At 66.9% G+C, this 25,163-nt stretch carries 21 protein-coding genes; 10 read left to right on the forward strand and 11 right to left on the reverse strand.

Translation table 11 applies throughout. The features are described 5' to 3' along the window. Entirely contained in the window at positions 1-1,026 is a 1,026-nt protein-coding gene (locus KCN53_RS14195) for a phytoene/squalene synthase family protein (protein WP_088713572.1), read from the forward strand. Then, entirely contained in the window at positions 1,023-1,796 is a 774-nt protein-coding gene (locus tag KCN53_RS14200) for a fatty acid desaturase (protein ID WP_224199752.1), read from the forward strand. The genes KCN53_RS14195 and KCN53_RS14200 overlap by 4 nt, the downstream gene beginning before the upstream one ends. Here KCN53_RS14200 and KCN53_RS14205 read toward each other — a convergent pair. Both KCN53_RS14205 and KCN53_RS14210 read right to left on the reverse strand, forming a co-directional pair. Next, positions 1,733-2,959, reverse strand: a complete 1,227-nt coding sequence (locus KCN53_RS14205; protein ID WP_143712280.1) for a sulfotransferase family protein — start codon at positions 2,957-2,959, stop codon at positions 1,733-1,735. The two genes, KCN53_RS14200 and KCN53_RS14205, sit on opposite strands and share 64 nt — an antisense overlap. 7 nt (positions 2,960-2,966) lie before the next feature. Continuing rightward, the gene (locus tag KCN53_RS14210; RefSeq protein ID WP_088713570.1) at positions 2,967-3,485 is read right to left on the reverse strand and encodes a sterol desaturase family protein; all 519 of its coding nucleotides are present in this window, start codon (positions 3,483-3,485) and stop codon (positions 2,967-2,969) included. Between the two features lie 90 nt (positions 3,486-3,575). Here KCN53_RS14210 and KCN53_RS14215 point away from each other — a divergent pair, with 90 nt between their 5' ends. Further along, positions 3,576-3,896, forward strand: coding sequence for a hypothetical protein (locus tag KCN53_RS14215; RefSeq protein ID WP_088713569.1), 321 nt, complete (start codon positions 3,576-3,578; stop codon positions 3,894-3,896). A gap of 78 nt (positions 3,897-3,974) precedes the next feature. Then, positions 3,975-4,334, forward strand: coding sequence for a hypothetical protein (locus tag KCN53_RS14220; RefSeq protein ID WP_143712279.1), 360 nt, complete (start codon positions 3,975-3,977; stop codon positions 4,332-4,334). Between the two features lie 15 nt (positions 4,335-4,349). Here the strand turns inward: KCN53_RS14220 and KCN53_RS14225 are convergent, their stop codons facing one another. Then, positions 4,350-6,092 (reverse strand): SulP family inorganic anion transporter, encoded by a 1,743-nt coding sequence (locus tag KCN53_RS14225; protein ID WP_088713567.1) that lies wholly within the window; start codon positions 6,090-6,092, stop codon positions 4,350-4,352. 173 nt (positions 6,093-6,265) lie between these two features. Here KCN53_RS14225 and KCN53_RS14230 point away from each other — a divergent pair, with 173 nt between their 5' ends. Next, the gene (locus tag KCN53_RS14230) at positions 6,266-6,949 is read left to right on the forward strand and encodes a hypothetical protein (protein ID WP_088713566.1); all 684 of its coding nucleotides are present in this window, start codon (positions 6,266-6,268) and stop codon (positions 6,947-6,949) included. 18 nt (positions 6,950-6,967) lie between these two features. Here KCN53_RS14230 and KCN53_RS14235 read toward each other — a convergent pair whose 3' ends face one another. The 4 genes from KCN53_RS14235 to uvrB all read right to left on the reverse strand — a co-directional run bounded on the left by KCN53_RS14235 (position 6,968) and on the right by uvrB (position 13,532). Continuing rightward, on the reverse strand, positions 6,968-8,092 hold the full coding sequence (locus KCN53_RS14235) for a DUF2855 family protein (protein ID WP_088713565.1): 1,125 nt from the start codon (positions 8,090-8,092) through the stop codon (positions 6,968-6,970). Positions 8,093-8,267: 175 nt separating this feature from the next. Next, a complete protein-coding gene (locus KCN53_RS14240) occupies positions 8,268-9,785 on the reverse strand; it encodes a S10 family peptidase (protein WP_088713564.1) in 1,518 nt (505 codons plus the stop codon). A gap of 62 nt (positions 9,786-9,847) precedes the next feature. Beyond that, positions 9,848-11,233: a pentapeptide repeat-containing protein gene (locus KCN53_RS14245; RefSeq protein ID WP_207790654.1), complete on the reverse strand. Its 1,386-nt coding sequence runs from the start codon at positions 11,231-11,233 to the stop codon at positions 9,848-9,850. A 91-nt stretch (positions 11,234-11,324) separates the two neighbouring features. Further along, the gene (uvrB, locus tag KCN53_RS14250; protein WP_088713562.1) at positions 11,325-13,532 is read right to left on the reverse strand and encodes an excinuclease ABC subunit UvrB; all 2,208 of its coding nucleotides are present in this window, start codon (positions 13,530-13,532) and stop codon (positions 11,325-11,327) included. Positions 13,533-13,618: 86 nt separating this feature from the next. Here uvrB and KCN53_RS14255 point away from each other — a divergent pair, with 86 nt between their 5' ends. After that, positions 13,619-14,116: a DUF3617 domain-containing protein gene (locus tag KCN53_RS14255; RefSeq protein WP_088713561.1), complete on the forward strand. Its 498-nt coding sequence runs from the start codon at positions 13,619-13,621 to the stop codon at positions 14,114-14,116. Positions 14,117-14,165: 49 nt separating this feature from the next. Here KCN53_RS14255 and KCN53_RS14260 read toward each other — a convergent pair whose 3' ends face one another. Then, positions 14,166-14,408, reverse strand: a complete 243-nt coding sequence (locus KCN53_RS14260) for a hypothetical protein (protein WP_088713560.1) — start codon at positions 14,406-14,408, stop codon at positions 14,166-14,168. Between the two features lie 172 nt (positions 14,409-14,580). Here KCN53_RS14260 and KCN53_RS14265 point away from each other — a divergent pair, with 172 nt between their 5' ends. Beyond that, positions 14,581-15,900 carry an amidohydrolase gene (locus KCN53_RS14265; RefSeq protein ID WP_088713559.1) on the forward strand — a complete coding sequence of 440 codons (1,320 nt, stop codon included), beginning with the start codon at positions 14,581-14,583 and terminating at the stop codon, positions 15,898-15,900. Continuing rightward, entirely contained in the window at positions 15,900-16,238 is a 339-nt protein-coding gene (locus KCN53_RS14270) for a TraR/DksA family transcriptional regulator (protein ID WP_088713558.1), read from the forward strand. The genes KCN53_RS14265 and KCN53_RS14270 overlap by 1 nt, the downstream gene beginning before the upstream one ends. A 149-nt stretch (positions 16,239-16,387) precedes the next feature. On the opposite strand, the gene KCN53_RS14275 is transcribed toward KCN53_RS14270, so the two are convergent. The 3 genes from KCN53_RS14275 to KCN53_RS14285 all read right to left on the reverse strand — a co-directional run bounded on the left by KCN53_RS14275 (position 16,388) and on the right by KCN53_RS14285 (position 21,755). Then, positions 16,388-19,276, reverse strand: a complete 2,889-nt coding sequence (locus KCN53_RS14275) for a TonB-dependent receptor domain-containing protein (protein ID WP_088713557.1) — start codon at positions 19,274-19,276, stop codon at positions 16,388-16,390. 83 nt (positions 19,277-19,359) lie between these two features. Beyond that, positions 19,360-20,931: a hypothetical protein gene (locus tag KCN53_RS14280; RefSeq protein ID WP_172406318.1), complete on the reverse strand. Its 1,572-nt coding sequence runs from the start codon at positions 20,929-20,931 to the stop codon at positions 19,360-19,362. Positions 20,932-21,197: 266 nt separating this feature from the next. Further along, positions 21,198-21,755 carry a PDZ domain-containing protein gene (locus KCN53_RS14285; protein ID WP_088713554.1) on the reverse strand — a complete coding sequence of 186 codons (558 nt, stop codon included), beginning with the start codon at positions 21,753-21,755 and terminating at the stop codon, positions 21,198-21,200. A 332-nt stretch (positions 21,756-22,087) separates the two neighbouring features. On the opposite strand from KCN53_RS14285, the gene KCN53_RS14290 reads away from it, so the two are divergent. Together KCN53_RS14290 and gspD are read left to right on the forward strand one after the other, a co-directional pair. Continuing rightward, positions 22,088-22,885 (forward strand): type II secretion system protein N, encoded by a 798-nt coding sequence (locus KCN53_RS14290; RefSeq protein WP_088713553.1) that lies wholly within the window; start codon positions 22,088-22,090, stop codon positions 22,883-22,885. A 9-nt stretch (positions 22,886-22,894) separates the two neighbouring features. Continuing rightward, positions 22,895-25,159, forward strand: coding sequence for a type II secretion system secretin GspD (gene gspD, locus KCN53_RS14295; RefSeq protein WP_224199754.1), 2,265 nt, complete (start codon positions 22,895-22,897; stop codon positions 25,157-25,159). The last annotated feature ends 4 nt before the right edge of the window (positions 25,160-25,163 follow it).

A 25,163-nucleotide genomic window follows, 5' to 3' on the forward strand; every position in this document is an offset into this window, starting at 1 on the left:
ATGACGTCCGCCGATCTCGACAAATGGGCCGCTCGCTCGATCGCGAAGGGGTCGAAGAGCTTCGCCCTCGCCTCCCGCCTGTTCGATGCGGAGACCAAACGCCGCGTGCGCCTGCTCTATGCCTGGTGCCGCCACTGCGACGACGTGATCGACGGCCAGCATCTGGGCATGGGAGAGGTCGAAAGCGACCTGGAGCCGGCGGAGCGGCTGGACATCCTGCGCCGGCGCACGAAGGCGGGACTGGACGACCCGGCAAGCGAAACGGGAGCCTTTGCCGCGATCGGCGCGGTCGCGCTGGAGTGCGGCCTGCCCCACCAGCTGCCCCTGCGCCACCTGCACGGCTTTGCCATGGACGTTCACGACCGGCGCTACCGCACGATCGAGGACGTGCTCGACTATTGCGAGCATGTCGCCGGCGTCGTGGGCCGCATGATGGCGATCGTCATGGGAGTAGAGGCTGACAACAAGGAGGTGCTGGCCCGCGCCGCCGATCTGGGCATCGCCTTCCAGCTGACGAATATCTGCCGCGACGTGGTCGAGGATGCCGCGCGCGACCGGTGCTACCTGCCGACCGAGTGGCTGGTGCGGGAAAACCTGTCGCCCGGCGAACATGCGCGCCCGGAGAACCGGCTGGCGCTGAGCCATGTGACCGAGCGGATGCTCGGCCTTGCCGACCGCTATTATGCCAGCGCGAAGGCGGGCGCCACGCATCTGCCCTTCGAGGCCGCGTGGGCCGTGCTGACGGCCAAGAAAGTGTACCGCGCCATCGGCGACCATATCCGCGATGCGGGGCCGGAAGCCTGGGACGAGCGCCAGCGGACCGGCCTGTTCGAGAAGCTGGGCATGCTCGCAGCGGCGCGGCAGGACGCGAAGGCGGACCCGGTGCCGGTGCCGCTGAGCGGGCGCGGCGACCTGTGGCGCTTCGAGACGTCCGAACATTGGCGCGAGCCCGCGCCGCTGATGGCGGCTGCGGAAGCCGAGCAGGGCGGCGGTATCGAGAGCGCGGCCGGACGCGGGACACCGTGAGCCGGACGGCACAGACGCGGATCGGGCTCGCCATCGCGGCGGCGATCATCACCGGCTGGCTGGCGGTGCATCTCCTCGCCATCTTCGCCTTCGACCTGCGCGCCGAGCCGGCGGGTCTCGCAGCGGCGCTGATCCTGTTGCAGGCCTGGCTGTCGACGGGACTGTTCATTACTGCCCATGACGCGATGCACGGGTCGCTGGCGCCCGGCCTTCCCCATATGCAGCGGGGCATCGGCCGGATCGCGCTGATGATCTATGCCGGCCTGAGCTACGACCGGCTGGCGCCCAAGCATTTCGCCCATCACAAGCATGTCGGCACCGCGCACGACCCGGATTTCAACGCGGACAATCCGCGCCGATTCTGGCCCTGGCTGAAGCGTTTCTTCGCAACCTATTACACCCATGGTCAGATCGGGCGGATCACGCTGGTCGCGCTGGCCTATCTGGCGCTGGGCGCGCGGCTGGAGAATATCGTGCTGTTCTGGGCCGTGCCGGCGCTGCTGGCGCTGTTGCAGCTGTTCACCTTCGGCACCTATCTGCCGCATCGGCAAGGCCGCAGCGCATTTCCCGACCGGCACCGTGCACGGTCGAGCGAGCTGCCCGACTGGCTGTCGGCACTGACCTGCTTTCACTTCGGCGGCTATCATCACGAGCATCACCTGTACCCCGGCGAGCCGTGGTGGCGGCTGCCGGCGCGGCGGCGCAGTCAGGCAGGGCTGCGCGAGGGGAAAGCCGCAGCAATGTCGCGCTCGGTCAGGCCGAATTCCTGAAGCGAATAGCGGTGCCGGCCATGATCGCCGCGCCGCCGGGATCTTGCGAGCCAGGACTGCTGCCGGCGTTCGACCTCTTCGGACCAGCCGAGACCCAGAAAGCCGTAGACGCGCCGCATGACCTCGATCGGGTCCGCGTTCATGTCCGCGAAGCTGACGTCGATCGCGGGCACATGCGGATTGGCCGCGCGTACCGCGGCGGCCGTGCGTTCGCGATAGGCGGTCTTGTGCAGCCATTCGTGTCCGCACCAGTCCTTCGTGACCGTGCCCGAGACGAGCGCCATGACGTTCCAGGCCAGCGAGGCGGCGGACGCCGTCATGCGCGCCGGATCTCGGTGAATGGCGACGATGCGCGCGTCGGGAAACACCTCGAGGAGGGCCGCAAGGTCCTGACTATATTGCGGAGTCTTCAGAATATGTGGGCGCGATCCGTCCTCGCCGCGCAGCCAGGTCTGCAATTGCAGCAGCGACTTCAGGAAACGGTAGGCGGGGCGTGCGTCGGCGGTTTCGCTCCAGCTGCGGAAAGAGGGGACCGGCCGCTGCGCCTCTATCTGCGCGCCCCAGATCGACAGCTCGAGCATCGGAAGCTCTTCGTCCGCCTCCCGCGGGCGCATGGGATGGATTTTTCGCAGCGCGGGATTGGCAAGGTCGCTGCCGGCAAGAAAGGCGCGCGCCTTCAGCGGGCGAAGGTCGCGGCCCCCGCGCGAGAAGCCAAGAGGCGGCGCCGGAAACTGCCCCTCGAAGAAGCGCGTGGCGGAGAGACGCGGGTCGAGCGCAAGGAGGCGGTGGAGGCGCGTCGTGCCCGACCGCATGCCGCCGAGAACGATAATTGGCGAGGCCAGGGGAACGTCGGCGATTTCGGGATGACGCTTCAGCCACTCGACCGCGAGAAGCCGCTGGGAGAGGGCCTGAACCAGTCCGCCATGGGCGACGACACGGCCAAGCGGGGTCAGCCCGCTTTCCTCTTCCTGCGCCCGGCAGAGGACATCGAGCGCGCTGGTGAAGGCCCGATCGCCGAAGTCGGACAGCCCGGTCCGTGCGGCCGCCTCCTCCATCACGCGGTCAGGGGTCGTTTGTGGCGGCGGCGCGTAGCCCCGGTCCCACAACCACGGAAACAGCCGGTTGGCGCCGCGAACGAGCGGCCGGTCCCCCGGGCCGTTCACGGACTGCTCAGGCCGCCGAGGGTCCGCGCGGCGCGCGCAGGCCGGCCTCGCCCCGCTTCCGGTTTTCGGCGAGCTGCGCCTTCAGGACCGAAACGGGGGGCGCCCACAGGAAGCCGAAGCTGACGGTGCCATGCTTGGTGTTCACGACATGGTGGAGTTTATGCGCCTGCACGATGCGCTTCATATAGGCCGACTTCGGGACGAAGCGGCTTGGCAGCCGCTCATGCACCAGCCAGTCGTGGAACACGAAATAGATGAGGCCGTAGAGGGCGATGCCGAGGCCGATCCACGCAAGCCCGGTCCACAGCGAGGTCTGGGTGCCGAGGAAGATGAGAAGGATGGACGGCACGGCGAAGATCACGCCGAACCAGTCGTTCGCCTCCCAGATCCCCTGACGCGGCTCGTGGTGTGACTTGTGCAGCGACCAGAGGAAACCGTGCATCACCCAGCGATGCATTCCATAGGCGAAGCCCTCCATGAGAAGGACGGTCGCGAGGGTGAGAAGAAGTCCGGACCAGAGCGGCATGCGCGCGATATAGCATCGCCGGGAGGCGCTTTGCACCCATTCAGGGCGCGGCACGTTATCCCTTCGACGAACGACAAAAGGGACCGGCCGATGAAATATCTTCCGAAACTGCTGCTGGTGGGCGCCGTAGCGGCGCTGGGTGCGTGCGCCAATACGCAGGAGGCAAAGATCGCGCGCGGCCTGACCGACCTGGGCCTGCCGGGCGGCCTGAGCGACTGCATGGCCGAGCGCATGGTCGACAATCTGTCGGGATCGCAGCTTCGCCGGGTAGCGGACTTTTCCGAAGCGCTGGACGACGATTTCGACGATATCACCGTTGGCGACGTGGCGGACCGCTTCGGCGGCATCGGCGACAGCGAGATCGTTGCCGTGATGGGCCGCGCCGCAGCCGGCTGCGTCATCTCGGGCTAAGCCGGCAGCGCTCATCGGCCGTTCAGTCTCGGTCGACTATTCGGCGAGCTTTCGGGGCTCGCAGGCGGTCGAGGGATAATGTCCAGAAAATCTGTTCAGGCAGTTGCGTTGGCCGTGCTGGCCGGAATCGCGCTGACCGCATGCAAACCGACGGCCGAGGATATCGAACTCGCCTTGGGAGCGCGGGGTCTCGCGCAGCCCCACGCCCAGTGTATCGGCGAAGGGCTGGAGCCGCTGACCGAGGACGACTGGACCAAGCTGGCGTCGCTGGCCGCGACCGCGGCCCAAGGCGAGGCGGAATTGCGATCGATGACAATGGGCGAGGTGGAAGCCAAGCTGCGTGAACTCGACGATCCACGGCTGGTCGGCGTGCTGGTGCGGACGGGCGTTGGCTGCACGCTGATGCACGGCGAGTTCCAGCTTCCGTCGCGGCTTTAACCGCCGACCGGCGTTTCAGTAGCCCGCCACCCGGTTCGAGGCCATGAGCTCGGTGACATCCGAGCGGTCGCGTTTGCGGCATTCCGCGCGCATGGCTTCGACCCCTTTCTCAACATCCTCGTAGATATTGCATGGCCTGAGTTCGAGGCTGCGTTCGAACGAGCGCTGCAACGGTCGTTTTAACACGGCAAAACCGACGTTCAGGTCCTTTTCCTCAAGGTTCGAGACGAGCCGCTCGAGCATTGCGAGGCCGCTCGCATCGATGTCGTTCACACCCTTCATGTCGATGAGCAGGCAGCGGGCATCGGGATGTTTGGCGATCAGGCGCAGAAGCTCGTCCTCGCAGCGGCCGACATTGCCGAAGAAGAGCGACCGGTCGATGCGCAGAACGAGCACCGGCAGCGAATTCACTTCCACCTCGTCGCGGTCCACCGAACGGTAGTGATGCGCCTCTTCCTGATAGCCGAGGCGGGTCACGCGGGGCAGGCTGGACGCCCAGAGAAAGCCAGCGATGCCCGCCAGCGCGCCGATGCCGAGACCCCATTGGATGCCAAGGAGCAGCGTCGCGCCGAAGGTGAGGACGATGATCGCCGCCTCCAAGCGCGAATGGCGGAAGACGCTGCGGATCTCGTCCCATTTCACCAGCCCCGCAACCGCGGACATGACGAGCGCGGCCAGAGCCGCCTCGGGCAGCAGGCTGAGCGGCCCGGCGAGAGTGAGGAGAACGCCGAGCACGATGAGGGCAGCGAAGGCGGAGGAGAAGGAGGTCTTCGCGCCGCTTTCATTGGCAAGAGCGGAGCGGCTGAGGCTGACGCCCGGGACGAAGCCTCCGGTAAGGCCCGACGCCACGCTCGCCGCGCCGAGCGCGATGGACTCGCCGCTGGAGCTGAGCGCCTGCCGGTTGCGTCCGGCGAGCGACTTGGCCACCGCCGTTCCCGTCACGAAGATGACGATCGCGATGATCGCACTGGCGGGCAGCAGCGAAATCCAGGGCTGCGGATCGAGAGGCGGCAGCGAAATGGGCGGAAGGCTGGAGGGCGGACGCTCGACCGTCGCCACGTTGGGAACGAGCGCGGCGGCGACGGCGGCAAGCACCATGACGAGAAAGGGGACCGACTTTGCAAGCGCGGTGCGCCAGGGCGGGTGGACCCCCATGCGCCAGAGGACGATTTCGGCGAAGCGGTCCGCGAGCAGGAGAAGGGCGAGGGCGGCCGCGCCAATCGCAAGCGTCCAGCCGTCTATGCCGCCGGGGGCGGCGAGAAGCCCGTCGATCATGGATATGAGCGTTCCGCCGCGCTCCGCCTCGAGCCCGAGGAGCGCGCCGAGCTGGCTGACGCCGATGAGGATGGCGATCGCGGCCAGGAAGCCGAGCAGCACCGGCTCCGAAACGAAGTTCACGAGCCGCCCGAGACCGAGCGCCCCGAGGCAGAGGAGCATGATGCCCGTTTCGAGCGCGACGATCTCCGCCGCCTGCATCAGCGGCAGGCCGGACCGCGCCGCGGCATCGCCGGCAAGGATGGACGCGAGCGCCACCGGTCCCACGGAAACATGGTTCGACGTGCCGAACAGCGCGTAGAGAAAGGCGGGGGCAATGGCGGTGTAGAGGCCGGTTTCCGGCGGAAAGCCGGCAAGCTGTGCGTAGGCCATGGCCTGCGGCACCAGGAGAACGGCAAGGATCGCCCCCGCCACCACATCCGACACAAGGTCCTGACCGCGATAACCGGAAAGGCGCGAGAGGCCGGGAAACAGACGGTTCATCTACATAGACCTGCGGGAGGGCGGCGAGTTGTCAACTACATGAACGCCCTGCATGCGGCGCGGTTCAGACTTGCGTAATTGCGGGGATGCTGAGAGGTCGGTGACGCGACCGGCGTCTGTCCATCCGAGGCCGGACCGCAAGTGACTTGGGGCCGCGCGGCAAGGAGTAGGGTATGCGCTGGGGTTTGTGCGTCGGAATCGCCATGTTGGGCCTGGCGGCCTGCAGCCAGCCTGAGCCGCCCGCGCCGCCGCCACCTCCGCCGCCACCGCCGCCCGCTCCGGCACCGACGCTGGAGCCGCCCGATCCCTATTATTTCGCGATGGAGCTGCCGCCGAAGACCGCGGCGGGCGGGTACGAGACGCCGAACAGCGACATCGGCCCGCTGGAGCAGCTGTTCCATTTCCGCTCCGCGCTCAACGTCGCCGCGCTGAGCTGCCGGCACCTGCCGGGGTACGACCTGGCGCCGCAATATAACGAGTTCATCAAGACCTTCGCCGAGCCGCTGCGCAACGCGAACAGCGCCATCGAGGCGAAGTTCCGCCGCGAGCATGGCGGCGACGGGCCGCGCGTGCGCGATACCCACATGACCTCGCTGTACAATCACTTTGCGCGGCCGGGCACGCTCGGCACCTTCTGCCCGATGGCGCGGCGCAACCTGACCGAGGCGCTGGCTCTGAGCGCGGACGGCCTCGACGCCTATGCGCTGGCGTCGCTGGCGCAGATGGAAGCCATCTTCCAGGAGCATTTCGCCGAGGTCGAGGCCTATCAGGAAAATTACCGGCAGCGCATGCAGGAGTTCGGCCTGACCGAGCCGCCCGAAACGACGGTAACGGGCCGGGTCGGCACCTCCTCCTGATCGGCGGCTTGCCGGCCGCTAGGGCCGGACGATGAGCCCCGAGCTGCCCTCGACACGGCCCGCGGCAAGATCGCGGTAGGCCTCGGCCGCCGCGTCGAGCCCCTCGACGGTGCGGACCGAGATGTGCGGGCGTACCCAGTCGGCAAAGGCGCTCCAGCCGTCCTCCAGCTCCTTGGCATAGCCCGAGCGCCCGAAGGTGCGGATTTCGTCGTCGATGGCATCGGGGGCGAAGAACATCTTCGGTTCGGGCGGCGGCATCTCGGCGCCGAGGCGCATCTCGTCCCACTGCGTCGCGCCGACGGCGATCGAGCGGTTCAGGCGCGGGCCGAAGCGCTCGTGCACCTGCCGCCGAAGCTCCGTTCCACCGGCGAAGTCGATATAGACGGTCGGCCGGTCGCCGGCGATCTCCGCCAGCCCGTCATAGGTGCAGACGCTGTCGTAGAGCCCGGTCGCGCGCGTGAAATCGGCGTTGGCGGGTGAGGTGAGGCCGATCAGGTCGGGACGGTCCTCACCCTCCCCGCGCGCGCCGAAGGTCCAGGCGGCGGACTGCGCGGTCTTCGACGACGCGCTCGACAGGACGACCTGCTCCGCGCCGTAGTCGGCGGCCCGGTGCATGGCACGGGCAATCAGCCAGCCGGTGGTGAACAGCGGCCGGAACAGCGCCTCGATCGCCTCGGCCTCTGCGGCGTCCTCGGCCCGGTCTGCCGCGCGCTCGCGGCGGCTATACTGGTTATAGGCGTCGGCGAGGCCCTGGCGATGCTCGGACGGGTCGAAGAAGCCGTTCGCGGTGACCTTGTCGGCCTCGACCAGCAGAAATTCGGCGAGCGGCCAGTAGCCGTAGAAGCGGTCGCCCGTCTCGATCCCGTCGACGTCCGAGGCGGTACACTCGGCAAAGCCCCAGACCGGAAGCGTGCCATAGCCCTCGGGCGCCGGGAAGAAGCGCCAATAGCCCATCGCCTCGCCCATGGCGGCATAGGTGACGTTGTTCGCGGTGAGCGCGGCGCTTTCGACGCGGAACAGGGCCCGTCCCTCGCCCGGGTCAGGCGCCTCGCCCGCAGCGTCCACCTTTGCCGAAGCGATATCGGCGCGGGACACGAGCAGACGCGAGCCGAAGACGGTGGCGGGCGGGGAGGAGGCGGACATGCAGAGACCTTCCTGGACAGGGGGAGGATGAGACGTTTGCCGCACCAACCGCCGAGGCGCCGCCAGGTTCAGATGCGTTCAGCGGCGCGTCCAGTGATGCGTTCAGTGTGCGGTCGGGGGCGAGGAGGGGGCGGCCCGGCGGCAAGCGCTGCGGACCTGTCCCCCGCCCGCGCGGCTATTGCTGCTTGCGAATGAAGGCGCGGATGTCGTCCGACAGCTTCGCCCGGTCCTCGTCGCGCACATACATCATGTGCCCGGCGTCGTAATAATGCCACTCGATCCGGTCCTGCGGGATGCCGGTACGGTTGAGCGAATATTCGGCGCCGAAGAAGGGCGTCGCGAAATCGTACCAGCCCTGCGCCGCGAAGACGGCAAGGCCGCTATTTTCGCGCAGCGCGCGGCCGATATAGGGTGCCACGTTGAGATAGGCGTTTCGGCCCTGACCCTCGAGCGACCAGTTCCACTGCCGGCCCGGATCGCGGCCGATCGCCTGATATTCGCGGTCGGTTTCGAAGCCGAGCGTTTCGCGCGTCCAGCTGTTGATCGCGGCGGTGTAGCCCGCGTCGATGCCGTAGAAGCTGGGATCGTTGTCGGGATATTCGCCGGCATTGTCATAGTCGCTGCCGGTATAGCGTGAATCGAGGCGGCCGATGGTGAGGCGCCGGTCGCGCAGCAGCTCCTTGTAGAAGCGCGGCGCGGTCACGCGCAGGTCGGCATAGTCGAGATATTCCTCGCTGAGGCCGGTGAGGCGTGACAGCTCCGCGCGCACGGCGGCGCGCTCGGCGGCGGGAAGGTCCTGTCCCTTCAGAAGCGCGGCCGCGAAGGGGCCGATGGCGAAGCGGCGCGCCTCCTCGGCGATCGCAGGCGCGGAGGGCGCCTCCACCTTGCCGTGATACCAGGCGGCGGTCGCCATGTTGGGCAGGGTGACGATATAGGCCATCTCGTTGCCCGGCGTGGGCTCGCGCGCGGCGAAGTCGAGAATGGTCGAGATGAGGATGAGGCCGTTGAGGCCGACATCGTTGAAGGTGGAGCCTTCAAGCTCGTTGACGACGGTCGCGGTGCGCGTGGTGCCGTAGCTCTCGCCGCCGAGGAATTTGGGGCTGTTCCAGCGGCCATTGTCGTTCAGCCAGCGGCGGATGACGGCGGCGACCGCCTCGGCATCCTCGGTCAGGCCGTAATATTTCTCCGGGTCGGTGCCCTCGGTCAGGTAGCTGAAGCCGGTGCCCGGCGGGTCGATGAAGACGAGGTCGGCGACGTCGAGCAGGCTGGCCGGGTTGTCGACCAGCGGATAGGGCGGCGCGCCGTCGTCGCGCGCGTCCGAGGGGATGGCGACGCGCTTCGGACCGAAGGCGCCCATCTGCAGCCACACCGAGCCCGACCCCGGACCGCCGTTGAACAGGAAAAAGACCGGGCGCGAGGCGTCGCGCGGCGTCTTCACATAGGAGGTGGTGACGATCACCGCCTCGGGCTTCCCGTCCTTCGCCTCGAGCACCGTCTCGCCGATGGTGGCGGTGTAGGTGATCCGCTCCCCGCCGAAGGTGCCGGTCATCGTCTTCGCCTTCACCTGCGGGTCGATCTCCCGCGGCGCGGCGGCATTGGCGTCGGACGCGGCGGGCGTGTCCTGCGCGGCGGCGGGCAGGGCGGGCGCAAGCGCACACAGCGCCCCGGCAAGAAGAAGGCGGCGAACGGTCATGCAGTGAAACCCCCGGATATGTGCAAGTTCAGCCACGGCTATCCTGCACGCGCCGCGCGTCGTCAACCGATGGGGAGAGGGTGTCCGTCGGCATTGACCATGATCGCACCCGCGTCAGTCCATTTCTGCCAGACAGCTATGCGCTGCCAATCGTCGAGCCGATCCCACCCCTTTCCGAGCGCGGTATTTGCGTCGAAATATGCGCCCTCGAGATGCGCCCTGCGGAGGTTCGCGCCCTCGAGATGCGCCCCGATGAGGTTCGCGCCCTCGAGATGCGCCCAGCCGAGGTCCGCGCCCTCGAGATGCGCCCAGGCGAGGTTCGCGCCCTCGAGATGCGCCCTGCGGAGGTTCGCGCCCTCGAGATGCGCCCCGCAGAGGTTCGCGACCTCGAGATGCGCCCAGCCGAGGTCCGCGCCCTCGAGATGAGCTTCATAGAGGTCCGCGCTCTTGAGATGCGCCCAGGCGAGGTTCGCGCCCTCGAGATGCGCCCAGCCGAGGTCCGCGCCCTCGAGATGCGCCCTGCGGAGGTTCGCGCCGATAAATGAGCACCGCGACAAGTCGCGCGACGCGAGTAACGCACCGCGCGGCAAAACGATGCGATCAAAGCAAGTCTGTGAAAGGCGCCGTGTCTTCGTAAATATGCGCGGCCACGCATCGTGAATAAGGGCGCGCTCCGCGTCCCCCACCCGGTCGTCGTTCAGATTGTGGAGGGCTTCCTGAACAGACGCCCGTAAGTCTTGCGCGGGCGTTCCGGACAGGCTGCCCTCGTTGCGGTGCCACGCCGCGATTTGGTCGGCGATATGCCGGGTTCCTATCCGCTCCGAACTTGCGATGAGATTTGCGCGCAAGAGCTCCCATGCCGGGCGTTGGAAACTGGCGCCATATTCGCCTGCGAGAAATCCACTGAGCTGATGGACGGCAGCGATCTGCATGGTTTCTCGGGCACGTTGCGGCAGCTTGTCATCGAGGGCACCCGCAGCACGCGCCTGAATTTCCTGAAACTCCTTGAGGTTCACATCCTTGCGCTGGTTTTCCAGCGTCCGGTTCACATGGATGTCGCGAAACCACCAGAGCATGAAGGCGGAGGGCAGGCCGACAAGAAGAAGGAGAAGCTGCGCCGCCTCCCGCCACTGAAGTGCCGGCGCGTCGGGACCAGTCAGGAGGCGGTCGAAGGCGCGGCCTACCCCTGCTACCTGCTCAGGCAGGAAAATCCACAGGACGAAAATCGTGAGGGCGGGAATGGCGGGGCCGAGCAGGGCGAGCGCCAGCGGGCGTTTGACGTGCTGTCGAACCTCGGTGCCCTTCGGCTCCTTGAGCCAGACGCGGAACCGGAGCCAGCGAATGCGGAGCCAGATTCGCAGGCGGAACAGGCGCGGATTGCGCCAACTGAACAAGCGGTCGACCCAATAGGCGGGGGAGTGGTACCGCCGCGCTTTCTTCCAACTCATGTCCGTCCCCGCCGAGCCCCACATCAACTAAAGCGGAGGGCCGGCCGAGTTTCAAGGCACGGGCGCATGGCGGGGACATGTGCGCTAGAAGCTAGATTCCCATCTTGCGCTTGCGGGTCTTGCCGTAGCGATCCTTGCGCGTGCCGGGCTTGCCTTCGGTGGCGCGGCCGGTTGGCCGGGCAACCTGCAGGTCGGGGGCAAGGCCGAGATCGTCCGCTTCGAGCTGGCGGATTTCGTCGCGGATGCGCGCGGCGGCCTCGAATTCGAGATCGGCGGCGGCCGTCTTCATCTTCTCCTCCAGCTCCTTGATGTAAGCTTGGAGATTGTGACCGGCGCCCGGCGCCTCGTCCTTCTTCTCGCCGGGCAGACCCTTCGCCTTGCCCGAGCGGTCGCCGGACGGATCGGCCATGGCGATGATGTCGCCGATATTCTTGGCGATGGTGCGCGGCGTGATGCCATGTTCCTGATTATAGGCGATCTGCTTTTCGCGCCGCCGATCGGTTTCGCGCAGCGCTCGCTCGATCGAGCCGGTAATCGAGTCGGCATAGAGGATGACGCGCCCCTCCACATTGCGGGCGGCGCGGCCGATGGTCTGGATGAGCGAGGTTTCGGAGCGGAGGAAGCCCTCCTTGTCGGCGTCGAGGATCGCGACAAGCCCGGTTTCGGGAATGTCGAGCCCCTCCCTCAGCAGGTTGATGCCGACGAGCACGTCGTAGACGCCCAGACGGAGGTCGCGCACCAGCTCGATACGCTCGAGCGTTTCGACGTCGGAGTGCATGTAGCGGACCTTGATCCCCGCCTCGTGAAGGAATTCGGTCAGGTCCTCGGCCATGCGCTTGGTGAGGGTCGTCACCAGGGTGCGATAGCCCTTTTCGGTGGTGGCCTGGATTTCGCCGATCAGGTCGTCGACCTGGCTTTCCACGGGCCGGATTTCGACCGGCGGGTCGATGAGGCCGGTGGGGCGGATGACCTGCTCGGTAAAGACGCCGCCGGTCTGTTCCAGCTCCCACTTGCCGGGCGTCGCCGAGACGAAGGTCGTCTGCGGGCGCATGGCGTCCCATTCCTCGAACTTCAGCGGGCGGTTGTCGATGCAGGACGGCAGCCGGAAGCCATATTCGGCGAGCGTCAGCTTGCGGCGATAGTCGCCGCGGCTCATGGCGCCGATCTGCGGCACGGTCTGGTGGCTCTCGTCGATGAAGAGAAGCGCGTTGTCGGGCAGATATTCGAACAGGGTGGGGGGCGGTTCGCCGGGCAGGCGCCCGGTGAGGAAGCGGCTGTAATTCTCGATGCCGGCGCAGGAGCCGGTGGCGGCGATCATTTCCAGGTCGAACTCGGTGCGCTGCTGCAGGCGCTGCGCCTCGAGCAGCTTGCCCTCCGCCTCGAACTCCTTCAGCCGCTCGGCAAGCTCGTGCTTGATGGCGGTGGATGCCTGTTTCAGCGTCGGGCCGGGGGTCACATAGTGCGAGTTTGCGTAGACCTTCACACTGTCGATCTTCGCGCCGGTTTCGCCCGTCAGCGGGTCGAACTCGGCGATCTCCTCGATCTCGTCGCCGAACAGGCTGATGCGCCAGGCCATGTCCTCGAGGTGCGAGGGATAGAGTTCGAGCGTGTCGCCGCGCACGCGGAAGGAGCCGCGCACGAAGTTGGTATCGTTGCGCTTGTACTGAAGAGCGACAAGCTTTCGCATCACCTCGCGCAGGTCGACGCTCTCGCCCTTCTTCAGCTTGAAAGTCATGGCCGAATAGGTCTCGACCGAGCCGATGCCGTAGAGACAGGAGACCGAGGCGACGATGAGGACGTCGTCACGCTCGAGAAGCGCGCGCGTCGCGGAGTGGCGCATCCGGTCGATGGCCTCGTTGATCGAGGATTCCTTCTCGATGTAGGTGTCCGAGCGCGGGACATAGGCTTCGGGCTGGTAATAGTCGTAATAGCTGACGAAATATTCGACCGCATTGTTCGGGAAGAACTGCTTGAACTCGCCGTAGAGCTGCGCGGCGAGAATCTTGTTATGCGCAAGGACGAGCGTGGGGCGCTGCACCTCCTGCACGATCTGCGCCATGGTGAAGGTCTTGCCCGAGCCGGTGACGCCGAGCAGCACCTGGCTGCGCTCGTCCTGGTCGCGAATGCCCTCCACCAGCTCGGCAATGGCGCGCGGCTGGTCGCCCGACGGTTCATAGTCCGATGCCAGTTCGAAGCGCTGGCCGCCCTCCGACTTCTCGGGGCGTTCCGGCCGGTGCGGCTGGAAGACCGGCATGTCCTCGGGGTCGTTGACGCTGGTTCTGATCGCGATATCGGCCATCTGGACAATATGGGGATGCGGCGCGAAGCTCGCCAGCGATTCGAGGCGATCCGCACCGGGCGCCGCACATCCTGGGGAGGAGTTTCATGCGTTTCTCATTCACCGCGAGCGCGGGTGCCCTGGCATCCGCCGCGCTGATTTCCGCTGCCGCTGCGAGCGCCGCCGCGGCGATGCCGAAGCCGGGCCTGTGGGACGTCGAGGGCCGTACGACAGGCGTCGAACTTGGCGGGTCCTCAATGCCCGAGGCGATGACCAACATGATCAAGCAGCGGATCATGAGCCGGCCGGCGCAGTCGCACCAGCAGTGCGTGACGGCGGAGGACCTGAAAAGCGCGCCCGAGAACCTGGTCAAGTCGAGCGAAAGCGCCTGCGACTATGAGCGGTTCTCGCTGGAGGGCGGGACGATGGACGCCGTCGCGGTCTGCAACTTCCCGCAAGGCGGCAGCGGCCGGATGGAGATGTCGGGCAGCTATACCGACGACAGCTATGAAACGACGTCGGTCGTGACGATGGACGCCGGGCCGATGGGCCGCATGACGATTACCGCGGAAGCGACGGGAACGCGCGTCGGCGACTGCGACTAGCGGCGGCGACCTGAAGCGCGCTGTTCGGGTAAGCTATTCTCGGGGAGCGCTATTCGGCGGCGACGCCGAAGGGGGCATGAGGAGCGGGTGCGGGCATGTCGCGGCCCAGCGTCCAGTTGCGCTGCATCCGCACCTTCGGGTTGGGCGCACACCAGATCTCGCCCGTGTCGTCGATGGCGGTGACCCAGATCAGATTATGTTCGGGACCATAGTCGATGACGGCGAAGGCGAGGCCCTTGCCGCGACCCTCGACATCGAGCGGGACGGGCGGATGCAACTGCGTGAAGCTCATGGGCAGGCACTTTCAGAGATGTTCGCTCTTCATCGCCTGAGACGCCGCGAAAGTTCCGAAAGTTCAGTCTTTTACATAGGATAAAGCGGGCGAGTTGACGCGCGGGATGGACTTGGCCCGGCGCGGGATTATTGTTCGCCCCTGTTCGCGTTTTCGAGGGGGACTTTCTGTCATGTTCAAATCTTTCGCCGCTCTTCTGCTTGCCGCCAGCGCGGCCCCCGCCCTTGCCCAGACGGGCGACCTGCAGGAGGTCATGCAGTCGAAATGGGACGGCGGCCTCGACGAGCTGTTCGTCCATTTCCACCAGAACCCGGAACTGAGCTTTCGCGAGTTCGAAACGGCCGAGCGCATGGCCGCCGAACTGCGCGCGGCCGGTCTCGAGGTGACCGAAGGTATCGGCGGAACGGGCGTCGTCGGCATCCTGAGGAACGGGGAGGGGCCGACGGTGCTTCTGCGCGCCGACATGGACGGCCTGCCGGTCGAGGAAGATAGCGGCTTGCCCTACGAATCCGAAGCGACGCAGGAAGATATCGACGGCGTGGTGAAGCCGGTGATGCATGCCTGCGGCCATGACACCCATATCACCGGGCTTGTCGCGACGGCGCAGGCGCTGGCCGAGCGTACCGACGACTGGTCGGGAACGGCGCTCTTCGTCGTGCAGCCGGCGGAAGAGCGTATCGGCGGCGCAAAGGCGATGATGGAGGACGGGCTGTACGAACGCTTTCCGAAGCCCGACTATGCCATCGCCTGGCATGTCTCCGCAGGCGTCCCGGCAGGCAAGATCCTGCTGGACCCCGGTATCAGCTCCTCGTCCTCGGACAGCGTCGACATCACGATCCACGGCGTCGGTGCGCACGGTGCCAGCCCGCACAAGGGCAAGGACCCGATCGTGATCGGCTCGACGATTGTCATGGCGCTGCAGACGCTGGTGAGCCGCGAGATCGCGCCGCTGAACCCCGGTGTGGTGACCGTCGGCAGCTTCCATTCCGGCTTCAAGCACAACATCATCACCGACACCGCCGAATTGCAGCTGACGGTGAGGTCGGACGACAATGAGGTGCGCGATACGCTGATTGCCGGGATCGAACGGATCGCGACCAATGTCGGGCGCATGTACGGCTTGCCCGAAGATCGCCTGCCCGAGGTGAAATACGGCTTTGAATCGACGCCCGTTACCGTGAATGACGAGGCGGCGACGCAGCGGGTGCGCAGCGCGCTGGCAGCCGCACTGGGTCCCGATGCGCTGATGGAGCAGCCGCGCGAAGGCATGGGCGCGGAGGACTTCGCCTATTTCGTGGCGCCCAATACCGACGTTCCGGGTGTCTACTTCAGTGTGGGCGGAACCCCGCCGGCGGAGCTGGAAGCCGAGAAGAATGGCGGCGACCCCGTCGCCTCGCATCATTCCCCCTTCTTCCGGGTGGACGGTGAGACCGCCGTGACCACCGGGGCCGCGGCGATGACCGCGGCTGCGATCGGCCTGCTGCAGAACTGATGGTCCTTGCACCGGGGGAGGCAAAGCGCCTGCTTCTGGAGCGACGCGAAGAGCTCCAGCAGCTCGCGGAAGCAAGCGAGGAGGCACGGGCGCCGGTGCGGCTCGACCAGCAGGCGGTCGGGCGGCTGAGCCGGATGGACGCGATGCAGCAGCAGGCGATGAGCCGGGCGGAGGACGGCCGGCGGCAGCAGGAACTCGCGCGGATCGAAGCGGCGCTTCGGCGGCTGCAGGACGATCCGGAGGGTTATGGCCACTGCCTGTCGTGCGGCGACCTCATCGCGGATCGGCGGCTGCGGCTGGATCCGGCCATCACCCGCTGCATCGCCTGCGCGCACTGAGCCTGCGCCCTGAGCCTGCGCTTGCCGCCGCGAGCGGATCGGCGACGGGCGGAGCAACCGAAAGGGGGCGGGAGTGCGCCGCACTCCCGCCCCTCTTCTCAGCTATCAGGACGGCCGGGCCGTCCGACGTCCCTCCAGAAGGCCGCCGCCTAGAAGTTCACCGCCAGGCCGAGCGAGTAGCTCTGTCCGCGGTCGTAGACGTTCCGGTCGATGCGGCTGTTGCCGAGCTCCTGGAACTCCTCATAGTCCTCGTCGAGAAGGTTGCGGGCCTCGAACTTCGCCTCAAAGCCGATACCGCCGATCTCGAAGCCCTGACGGATGACCAGATCGAGATTGATGCCCGGATCTTCGACGAACGGAATGGCGACGCGTTCGCCGCCCGGCAGCGAGCCGGTGAAGCGGCTGGTCACGCGTTCCGACGCATAGGTGAGGAGAATGGTCTGCTGCGAGAGCGAATCCTCGTCCTCGAAGCCGATCTGAAGATTGGCGATATGGTCGGACTGACCGACGAGCGGCTCGCCGTCGATGAAATAGGTCGTCGCCGGGATCGGCTGGCCCGTCTGGTTCGAGATGACCGTGTCGCTGGCATCCACGCTGACTTCGGAGTCGGTGTAGGTGTAGTTGGCGACGACAACGAAGTTGCGGCTGGACAGGAAGCCGTCCTCGATGCCCCAGTCATAGAGCGGGAAATATTTCTGCAGCTCGATCTCGCCGCCGAACAGCGTGGCTTCCGGCGCGTTGGAGAAGGTCGTGAAGAAGGTCTGGCCCTGCACGATGGCGACGGCCTCGATCGGGTCCTCGATCTTCTTGTAGAAGCCGGCAAGACTGACGCGGTCGTTGCGCGAGGGGTACCATTCGAAGCGGCCCTCGAAGTTCAGCAGTTCGGAGTCGGTGAGGAACTGGTTGCCGATGAAGGTCCGGTTCGACTCGTTGTCGAGATACTGCTGCGGTGCCAGTTCGCGGAACTGCGGGCGGGCGATGGTCTTCGACGCGGCCAGCCGGAACTGCATGTTTTCCGCGAAGTTCCAGGTGAGCGTGCCGGCCGGGAGGAAATAATTCTCCTCGAGCTTCGTGTTCTGAAGCTGGGCCGAGCCGCCGGTGCCCGCGCCGCCGTCCGGATCGAAGGTTTCGACCGTCTGGCTCGCATCCTCGTAGCGGACGCCGGCCGTCAGGCGAACGAAGTCGATCGGCTCCATCTCGACCTGGCCGTAGACGCCAAGAACGTCGAGGCCGGCCTCGTAGCGGGTGACTTCCTCGAAATTCTCACGAAGCGTCACGCCGTACTGCGTCACGACATAGTCGGAGACGAGGAAGTCGGGCCGAAGCTGCGCGATCGTCGACGGCAGCAGCTGGTCGGTGCGGTACTGGAAATTGTAGCGCGAGGAATCGCGTTTCGTCTCGCCGTAGGATGCGCCGGCCGAGAGGATGATTTCGCGGTCTGTCGGAAGGACGTAGGCGAAGTCGGCCGACCCCGCATAGACATCCTCGCTGAGGTCGGAGAAGGCGAGAAAGGCATTCTGGCCGTTCGAGCGAAGGTCGTTCACCCACGCTCCGTTTACCACCACCTGTTCGGTGTAGCCGAGCTCGACGAGCTCGGGAACGGTCGTGGGGTCGAAATCGGCCTGGATCGATTCGTCGAACTCGTAGCTGAACGAACGCTCATAGGGCGCTTCGCGCTGCGTGTTCGCATAGGTACCGCGCAGGTCGATGGAGAGATCGTCGAATTCGAACTCGGCAACGAACTGGGTATCGATCAGCTGGCGTTCGAACCAGTTGGTACGGCTGCGGTTGAGCAGCGTGTCGGGATCCACGTTGATGCCGTCGGAGCCGACCGCGATGCGGGCCTCCTTCAGCGAGTCGCGAATGTAGAGGTTCGTCCAGCGGACCTTGTGCTCGCCGAATTCGTAGCCGAGGCCGAGCAGGCCGTTCACGACGATGCGGTTGTTCGTTTCGAGAAAGCGGAAATCCTCACCCTGCGAGGCGAGAAGCGCCGGATTGCCGTCCGCGTCCTGCGAAATGCCGGCAACGAACTGTTCGGTGCCGCCGCGCGTGATCCAGCTGTTGTCCCAGCCCGCGGTCGCGATGATGCCGAGACGGTCCGAACCGATGTCGATGGCGGTGCCGAAGCTGAGATCGACGGCGCCGTTCACGGGGATGTCGTCGTTCCGCTGAATGAGCGTGGTGGACGCATTGTTGAGCGCCAGGGTGGCGGAGGTCAGCTGTTCCGGCGTTACCGTCGAGGACGTGCCGCCGAGGCCATTGTCGATGGCGTTCTGGAGCGGGAAGGGAATGTCGCGCGAGCCGTCGTCGAAGCCGAGGAAGTCGAGGTCGGACCCGAAATAGGTATAGCCGGTCTCGAACGTCGTTTCCGAATTGGCGCCGACCGACCCGCCGAAGGTCAGAAAGGTTTCTTCGGGAATAGAGGGGGTGGTCAGGTTGATGACGCCGCCGCCGAACTCACCCGGATAGGCAACCGAGTATGACTTCTGCACCACCGACGAGGCGATGACGCTGGTCGGGAAGATGTCGAGCGGGACGACGCGGCGCAGCGGCTCCGGGCTGGGCAGCGGCGACCCGTTGAGAAGGGCGAGCGAATAGCGTTCGCCCAGGCCGCGAACATAGACGAAGCGGCCACCGACGAGGCTGAGACCCGTGACGCGCTGCAGCGCGGAGGCGATGTCGCCCTCGCCGGTGCGGGCGATGTCCTCGGCGGAAAGAACGCTGAGGACTTCGGAGGACGCGCGAACGGGTTCGGGGATGTAGCGACCCTGGATGACGATGACGCTGCCGTCACCGCCACCGGTCGGACCGGAGACCTCGACGGGCGGGCCGACGGGCTCTTCGATATCCGCCGCGCCGGGCGTGGCTTCCTGTACATCTTCCGCCGTGGTGTCGAGCTCCTCGTCGCCCGGCTGCGCGGGGGTGGACGTGGTCGGCGGCGGGGGCGTTTGCGCTGCGGCAGCCAGGCCGAACGCGGCCGGCGCCGAAAGAGCTGTCGTCAGCATCAGGATGCTGGCAGCGGAAAGTCGTTTCGTCATCGCTCGGATATCCCAGAGATAGTGAAAGAAGAGCGGCGGCCACCCCGAGGGAAGCCGCCGCCCTGTTTGAACCGCGAGCGGCCTTAGTCTTCGGTGCGCGTCTGCGGACGTGCGCTACATGCGCCGGCGCCGCCGATGTCGCAGGTCCAGCCGGCGAACCAGGGCGTCTCGCCCTCTTCCACGGCACCCACATAGTCGACCGCCGTGAGGAAGTCGCTGAGCGTGGTGACGTCGAAGGCGGTCAGAGCCGTCTCGTTCGGGCCGTTCACAAGGCCGAAGTCGCCGGTAAGCGTGTTCTCGAAGTCGAGAACATTGTTGTCGCCGGCGAGGTAGGACACGTCGTCGATGCCGTCATCGTCGCTGGACGCGGTGTTGACGCAGTCGAAGGCGACCGATTCGAAGATCGGCGGGCCGACTTCCTGCAGATCGCCGTCGTCCGGGTTGGTGTCGGCAGGCTGGACGGTGGTGTTGCCGTCGATGTCGATGCAGGTGCTGTCGGTTTCGTCGCCGACCACGATGCCGTTGTAGAGACCGTAGTCGCCGCCGCCGCGCAGCAGGATCGACGTGCCGTCATTGGCCTGCAGCGTGAAGTTGACCAGACGCGTGAACTGCCGCGGCAGGTTGTTCTCGTCGCCGTTGGAGTCCGCTTCCCAGACATGGTCGCCGCCGGCTTCGCGGTGCGTGATGACGACGAACTGGAAGTAGCCGCGATAACCCGAGTCGGTGTCGAAGCTGTCATCGTCGTTGCCCGTCAGCGCGATGTACTTCGCGTTGAAGGTGCCGCCGAAATTCTCGATGCCGTCGTCCGAGGAGTTGGCGACCTGGACATATTCGAAGGTCGTGCCCGAACCGACGCCGGCCATGGTGATGCCGTTCAGCTCGTTGCCCGTGGTGACTTCGAAGCCCGGGTAGCGGACCTGCAGGTAACGGATCGTACCGGAATTGTCGCTGGGGATGTTGCCGCCGAAGAAGGCATTCGACGTGCCCTCGACGGCACCGGTGCAGTTCTCGTCACCTTCGATGGTGCCGCCGCCGGCGCAGTCGGAGAAGGGCGCGCGGCCGAGGATGACGACGCCGCCCCACTGGCCGATCGAGTCGGGGCCGACCGTACCTTCGATGTTGGACCGCGAGGTCATGACGACCGGGCGGTCGGCGGTGCCGTTCACGAACAGCTGCGAGCCGCGGTTGACGAGCAGGAAGTCGGCGCCGGAGGAGCCGAAGAGCACGACGCCGGGGTCGATGGTGAGAGCAGCGGTCGACGAACCGGCAACCGGCGAGTCGGTCGGGCCGACGTCGGTGCCGACCTGGACGCGGCCGGACAGCGAGTAGACCACGCCCGGAACCGCCTGCAGGCGCAGACTGCTCGTGAGCGTGCCGGAGATCTGGCAGACGCGCGCATCGTCCGTCTCGGACGCCGTGCCGTAGTCGAGGATTTCACCGGTGTCGGTGAGGCCGGTCGGGCACTCGTCAGCCGCGCCGCCCGTGGGGGTGGGCGTCGGCGTCGGGGTCGGCGTGGGAGTGGGCGTCGGCGTGGGGGTCGGCGTGGGGGTCGGAACGACGATCACGCCGCCGCCGGGCGACGCCACGTCGTCGGCGCCACAGCTCGCGAGAGCGATGGCAGAGCCGAGAAGAAGGAGTGAGCGCGTGTAGGACATGAATGCCACCTTTTTGGTCACAGGATTAGATCTTGCGGCCGGCAAGGTACGCCCCTCACCGCCACGCAGGGGGGCGGGTAGGATGCGGTCGTGAGAGTTTTGTGACAGCGCAGCCCGAGCCGTCGATTCCGGGTGAAACTTCATCAATCCGCAACCGAACGGAAACAAAAGTTACACGAAACTGGCCGGAGGCGGCGCGCCTGTCGGAGCGGTCGAGATAGCGGGCCGGAGAACGGGGCGGCTAGCGGTGCCGAAAATCGGGGGCGCTAGCGGACCCGCAATTCGATACGGCGGCCGTCCCGCTCGATCTCGATGGGAACGCTCTCGCGCTCATTCAGCAGGTAGATGAAGTCGGCGATGTCCTCGCTGCGGTCGAAGGGCTCCTGGTCCACCGTGAGAAGGATATCACCCTCTCTTACGCCCGCGCGCGCGAGAAGCGGCGGTGGGTCGGTCAGGAACCTGCGCCCGCGGCCGCCCGTCGTTCCGCGTGCCGCTTCCATCTCAAGTTCAAGGGCGGCGGCCAGCCGGTCGCGCGAGGGACTCTCTGTAGCAGCGGTCGCGGAAGCGCGGCCGTCAGGCTCGGCGGGAAGCGCGAGTCGCCGCTCGGCCTGCTCGCCCTCTGCCCTGAATGTCGCCCCGTAGCGGTCGGTCGCGGTCAGAGACCAGCCCGGAGCAAGCCGGCCGCCCACGCGAATATAGCGCTGCCCCCCTTCCGTATCGGCGACGATCGCGCCGCCGCCGTCGGTGGAAATGCCCACAAGGAGGAGACCGTCGGGAAATGCCTGTACCGGAACCTGCGGGGCGGGTGCGTCCTGCGCCGGCATGCCAGTCGTGGCCGCCCGACGTGCTCCGTCCGATGCCTCCACGCGCGGCGGCGCCTCCTCGCAAGCGGCAAGCAACAGCGCTGCCAATAAAGCGGAGACGGGAGCGGCGGGGGATAAGCGGCTGAAGCGCATGGCGAGAGTGCCATACTATCGCGGCATCCCCGGCGGACAGCCCGAATCGCGCCGCGCTGCAATTTGGCGGCGGCGAGCGCCGTTCCATGATCGTCGAGGGGGGCGTCGCGCGAGCGGCGATTCGGGCCGGGGCTTTAGCCTGACGCGCTTCTGTCATAATGCAGACTTAGGCGGCACGGCCTACCGACAGGCGGGGATAGATGGCGAACAGGACGGGAGACAGCGGCCGGCGCTTCAGCGTGCGCACTGCATATGGTGCGGGCGAACTGCTGCTGATCGCGCTTGTCGCGTTGGCGGTTGCCAGCTGTTTCTGGGCGATCTTCCGGCCGATCGGCCCGTTCGGCGTCTGGCGCGCCGAGGTCACCGCGCCGCTGCCCGAGCCGGTGCAGTTCACGGGCCTCGACGCGGTCTTCGGCTTTCGCAGCGGCGGCGGCCCCGCGACGGTGTCCGACAGCGACCTCACTCTCTACGGCGTTCGCGAGGACCGCGCGAGCGGCCGGGGTGCGGCGATCCTGGGCAGCGAAGACGACCCGCAGCGAAGCTTTGCCGTCGGCGAGGAGGTCGCGCCCGGCCTCGTGCTGGCGCGCGTGGAGCGCGATCATGTGGTGCTGAGCCGCGGGGGGCGCGAAGAGGTCCTCTACATGGACGAGAGCGAACCCGCGCAGGTCGTGCGGGCCGCCCCACCGTCATCGACGCCGTCGCCCTTTCGCCGGCGCCCGCCGGGTCCCGAAGGCGCCGGCGCGTCGCTGTCCGACGAGATTTCCTTCGCTGCGCGCGAGACCGGAGAGGGGCTGGTCCTCTCCCCCGCCGGCAGCGGCGATCTGTTCCGGCGCAGCGGGCTGCGTCCGGGCGATGTGCTGATCTCCGCCAACGGACGACCGCTTTCCGATCCCCGGGATGCCGCACGCACCCTGTCCGGCATACGCTCCGGCGACAGCGTCACGCTCCTCCTCGAGCGCCGCGGCGCGCGCCTCCCCCTTACCGTAAGAGTGCCCTAGAAAATGCCCGTGAGACCTTCATTCCGTGCCGTCCTGATGGCGGGCCTTCTGGCCGTCGCGGGGCCTGTTTCGGCGCAGCAATATCTGAACCTGCGCGATGCCGATATCCGCGCCTTCATCGAAGACGCCGCGCGCGTGACCGGGCGCAACATCATCGTCGATCCGGACGTCGAGGGTACGGTCTCCGTCATCACCGAACAGCCGCTGTCGCGCGCCCAATATTTCGAGGTGTTCCTAGAAACGCTGCGCGCCAACGACCTGGTCGCCATCCCGCTGTCGGGCGGCGGGCTGCGCATTTCCAATTCGGCGGATGCCGCGCGGCAGCCGGCGGTCGCCAGCGACGGCCGCTTCGTGACCCGCGTCGTCAGGCTGGAGCAGGTGACCGCGGCGCAGGCGCTGGAGGCCGTGGCGCCGCTGATCAGCGCGCAGGGGCAGGCAACGGCGAGCGGGACCGGCAATGCGCTGGTGATCGCGGACTATCAGGACAATCTGGCGCGCGTGCTGGCGGTGCTCGCCGAGGTGGACCGCGACGATTCCACCATCCGCCTAGTGCCGCTGTCCAATGCCGGCGCACGCGAGATCGCCGCAGCGCTGGGCGAGCTGGCGCGGGCGGGCGGCGACACGGCGGTGTCGGTCGTGCCGGTCGACAGTTCGAACTCGGTCATCCTGCGCGGCGATCCGCAGCGGGTGAGCCAGCTGGCCGGGATCGTGGCCGAACTCGACGCCCGCGCGGCCCTGGGTGCGGACGTGCGCGTCTTCTACCTCGAACATGCCGATGCACAGCTGCTGCTGCCCGTGCTGCAGCAGATCGCCGGGCAGACGACCAGCGTCGCCACCGTCGATGTCGAAGCGGACGACGGCGAACCCGCCGGCGCGGCCAATGTCGTCCTGCCGGCGAGCGGCGAGCGCGCCCGGGCGGTCATCGCCCGCTATGAAGGCGCCAATGCGTTGATCGTATCGGCGGCGCCCGACCTGCAGCGCACGCTGGGCGAAGTGATCCGCCAACTCGACCAGCGCCGCGAACAGGTTCTGGTCGAGGCGATCGTCGCGGAAGTCTCCGACAATGCGGCGCGCGCGCTGGGCGTCGAGTTCCTGCTTGCCGGTCTCGACGGCACGGTGCCCTTCGCCTCGACCAATTATTCCAACTCGGTCCTCAACCCGCTGGCGATCGCGGGCGCGGTCGGTGCCACGCAGCTTGAAAACCAGACCATCACCGTCGACGGCGAAGTCATCAGCCAGACCGGCACGGTCGGCATCACCGATTCGCTGCAGCAGGCCGCGGCGCAGTCGCTGCTGGGCGTGTCCGGCGGCCTGTTCGGCGTCGGCGGCGTCGAAGGCGACACGGTGTTCGGCGCGATCCTGAACGCGGTGAAGTCCGACACGACCTCCAACATCCTGAGCGTTCAGTCGCTGATGACGCTGGACAACCAGGTGGCGCGCTACCTCGTCGGCCAGGAAGTGCCGGTGACCACCGGCGAGGCTTTGTCGGAGAATTTCGACAATGCGTTCCGTACCGTCGAGCGGCAGAATGTCGGTATCCAGCTGGAGGTGCGCCCGCAGATCAACGCCGGCGGCGCGGTGAAGCTGTTCCTGAAGCAGGAAGTGTCGTCCATCGCCGGGCCGGTCTCGAGCGGGTCTGCCGACCTGGTGCTCAACACGCGCGAGATCGAAACGACGATCACCGTCGACGATGGCGACATCGTCGCGCTCGGCGGCCTGCTGGACGAGAATGAGCGCAAGACGATCGAGAAGATCCCGCTGCTCGGCGACATTCCCGTTCTCGGCGAACTGTTCACCAGCCGCAGCCGCGAGCAGGTGCAGACCAACCTGATGGTGTTTATCCGCCCGCGCATCATTCGCAGCCGCGAAGACGCGCAGGAAATCGCCGCGCAGCGCTATAACTACCAGCGGGCGTCTCAGCTTGCCCATGATCCAGATAGCGAGCCGGCGCTCGACCGCGTGCTGCGGACCTATCTGGATACGGTTCCGCCCGGTGCGGTGGCGGAGGGCGGCGGGTTCGCGGTCGACCTGGCGGGCTATGCGAACGCAGAGGATGCCGCCGCGGCGCAGGCAAGGCTGGGCGAGCTGGGCCCGGGCACGATCGTCGAGCGCGGCGGCGCCTATGTGCTGCGCCTGGGACCGGTAGGGTCGGCAGAAGAAGCCGCCCGTCTGCGCGGGGAGGCGGTCGAGGCGGGATTTCCCCGCGCGGATATCCTGCCGCTCGCCCCCGAAACTGTAACAACAGAGACTTATTCAGGGGGTAGCGCGCGCTGAGCGA

The sequence above is a fragment of the Pacificimonas aurantium genome (assembly GCF_020092905.1).
In the GTDB taxonomy this organism is placed as follows: domain Bacteria; phylum Pseudomonadota; class Alphaproteobacteria; order Sphingomonadales; family Sphingomonadaceae; genus Pacificimonas; species Pacificimonas aurantium.

Excerpts from the sequence above, each read along its gene's own strand:
- uvrB (WP_088713562.1), bottom strand. The coding sequence starts at position 13,532 with ATGGCCGATATCGCGATCAGAACCAGCGTCAACGACCCCGAGGACATG.
- KCN53_RS14285 (WP_088713554.1), bottom strand. The coding sequence starts at position 21,755 with ATGCCGGCGCAGGACGCACCCGCCCCGCAGGTTCCGGTACAGGCATTT.
- KCN53_RS14235 (WP_088713565.1), bottom strand. The coding sequence starts at position 8,092 with ATGTCCGCCTCCTCCCCGCCCGCCACCGTCTTCGGCTCGCGTCTGCTC.
- KCN53_RS14230 (WP_088713566.1), top strand. The coding sequence starts at position 6,266 with ATGCGCTGGGGTTTGTGCGTCGGAATCGCCATGTTGGGCCTGGCGGCC.
- KCN53_RS14280 (WP_172406318.1), bottom strand. The coding sequence starts at position 20,931 with ATGTCCTACACGCGCTCACTCCTTCTTCTCGGCTCTGCCATCGCTCTC.
- KCN53_RS14275 (WP_088713557.1), bottom strand. The coding sequence starts at position 19,276 with ATGACGAAACGACTTTCCGCTGCCAGCATCCTGATGCTGACGACAGCT.
- KCN53_RS14260 (WP_088713560.1), bottom strand. The coding sequence starts at position 14,408 with ATGAGCTTCACGCAGTTGCATCCGCCCGTCCCGCTCGATGTCGAGGGT.
- KCN53_RS14245 (WP_207790654.1), bottom strand. The coding sequence starts at position 11,233 with ATGAGTTGGAAGAAAGCGCGGCGGTACCACTCCCCCGCCTATTGGGTC.
- KCN53_RS14215 (WP_088713569.1), top strand. The coding sequence starts at position 3,576 with ATGAAATATCTTCCGAAACTGCTGCTGGTGGGCGCCGTAGCGGCGCTG.
- KCN53_RS14255 (WP_088713561.1), top strand. The coding sequence starts at position 13,619 with ATGCGTTTCTCATTCACCGCGAGCGCGGGTGCCCTGGCATCCGCCGCG.
- KCN53_RS14220 (WP_143712279.1), top strand. The coding sequence starts at position 3,975 with ATGTCCAGAAAATCTGTTCAGGCAGTTGCGTTGGCCGTGCTGGCCGGA.
- KCN53_RS14290 (WP_088713553.1), top strand. The coding sequence starts at position 22,088 with ATGGCGAACAGGACGGGAGACAGCGGCCGGCGCTTCAGCGTGCGCACT.
- KCN53_RS14225 (WP_088713567.1), bottom strand. The coding sequence starts at position 6,092 with ATGAACCGTCTGTTTCCCGGCCTCTCGCGCCTTTCCGGTTATCGCGGT.
- KCN53_RS14210 (WP_088713570.1), bottom strand. The coding sequence starts at position 3,485 with ATGCCGCTCTGGTCCGGACTTCTTCTCACCCTCGCGACCGTCCTTCTC.
- KCN53_RS14195 (WP_088713572.1), top strand. The coding sequence starts at position 1 with ATGACGTCCGCCGATCTCGACAAATGGGCCGCTCGCTCGATCGCGAAG.
- KCN53_RS14270 (WP_088713558.1), top strand. The coding sequence starts at position 15,900 with ATGGTCCTTGCACCGGGGGAGGCAAAGCGCCTGCTTCTGGAGCGACGC.
- KCN53_RS14240 (WP_088713564.1), bottom strand. The coding sequence starts at position 9,785 with ATGACCGTTCGCCGCCTTCTTCTTGCCGGGGCGCTGTGTGCGCTTGCG.
- KCN53_RS14265 (WP_088713559.1), top strand. The coding sequence starts at position 14,581 with ATGTTCAAATCTTTCGCCGCTCTTCTGCTTGCCGCCAGCGCGGCCCCC.